Origin of the sequence: Streptomyces huiliensis (assembly GCF_020037025.1) — a bacterium.
In the GTDB taxonomy this organism is placed as follows: domain Bacteria; phylum Actinomycetota; class Actinomycetes; order Streptomycetales; family Streptomycetaceae; genus Streptomyces; species Streptomyces huiliensis.
Genome location: NZ_JAIQLH010000522.1, coordinates 1 through 1,417, shown reverse-complemented (window position 1 = coordinate 1,417; position 1,417 = coordinate 1). Strand labels below are relative to the sequence as shown.

The window sequence follows — 1,417 nt, the reverse complement described above, 5'->3', positions numbered from 1 at the left end:
GGAGTGGGCGGCGACGGACCGGGAGCTGCCGGAGAAGTCGGTGGCGGAGCTGCTGGCCGAGCGTGCCGCGACCGTCCCGGACGAGACCGCGCTGGTGGCCGGCGAGCGGGTCTGGACCTTCGCCGAACTGGACGCCGAGGTCGACCGCCTGGCCCGGCTGCTGACGGCCCGGGGCGCAGGACCCGAGCGGGTGGTGGCGCTGGGGCTGCCGCGTTCGCTGGAGATGGTCGCGGCGCTGTTCGCCGTGCTGCGGACCGGGGCGGCGTACCTGCCGCTGGAGCTCGACTACCCGGTCGACCGGCTCGCCTACATGGTCGCCGAGACCCGGCCCGTCGTCCTGCTGACCGACTCGACCGCCCGCGACCGGATGCCGGACGTGCGCGGTGTTCCGGTGGTCGAGCTGGATGATCCGTGCGTCGCCAAGGAGCTCGCCGACTTCCCGGCCGGTCCGGTGGACGCGGACGTCGATCTCGACGCCGCCGCCTACGTCATCTTCACATCGGGGTCGACGGGGCGGCCGAAGGGCGTCGTGACGCCTTATCGGGGTCTGACGAACATGCAGCTCAATCACCGTGAGGCGATTTTCGAGCCGGTGATCTCGGCTGCCGGTGGGCGTCGTCTGCGGATCGCGCACACGGTGTCGTTCTCCTTCGACATGTCGTGGGAGGAGCTGCTGTGGCTCGTGGAGGGGCATGAGGTGCATGTCCTGGACGAGTCGCTGCGGCGCGACGCGGAGGGGCTGGCGGCCTACTGTGCCTCGCATGAGGTCGACGTCATCAACGTGACACCGTCCTACGCCCAGGCCCTCGTGGAGTGCGGGCTGCTGGACGAGGGCCGGCACCGGCCGGCGCTGGTCCTGCTGGGCGGCGAGGCCGTGGCCGACTCCCTCTGGACGAAGCTGCGCGAGACGCCCGGCGTGATGGGCTACAACCTCTACGGGCCGACCGAGTACACGATCAACACCCTCGGCGGCGGCACGCTGGACAGCGACACGGCCACCGTGGGCCGTCCGATCTGGAACACCCGCGCCCACGTCCTCGACGCTCACCTCCGGCCCGTCCCCGTCGGCGTCCCCGGCGAGCTCTACGTCTCCGGCGTTGGGCTCGCCCGGGGTTACCTCGACCGTCCCGGCCTGACGGCGGGCCGGTTCGTGGCCGACCCGTTCGGGGAGCCGGGCGCGCGGATGTACCGGACGGGTGACGTGGTGCGGTGGCGGCAGGACGGGCTGCTGGACTTCCTCGGCCGGGTCGACGACCAGGTGAAGATCCGGGGATACCGGGTCGAGCCGGGGGAGATCGAGGACGCGCTGACCGCCGACGCCTCCGTCGCCCAGGCCGCCGTCGTCGTCCGCGAGGACACGCCCGGTGTCAAGCGGCTGGCCGCCTACCTCGTGCCCGCCGCCGGTGCCGTGGACGTC

Annotated in this window: 1 protein-coding gene; it reads left to right on the top strand. The window is 72.5% G+C overall.

Translation table 11 applies throughout. From position 1 onward, the window contains the following. The coding region (locus JNW98_RS35620; protein WP_223772391.1) for an amino acid adenylation domain-containing protein at positions 1-1,417 on the top strand (1,417 nt) is incomplete at both ends.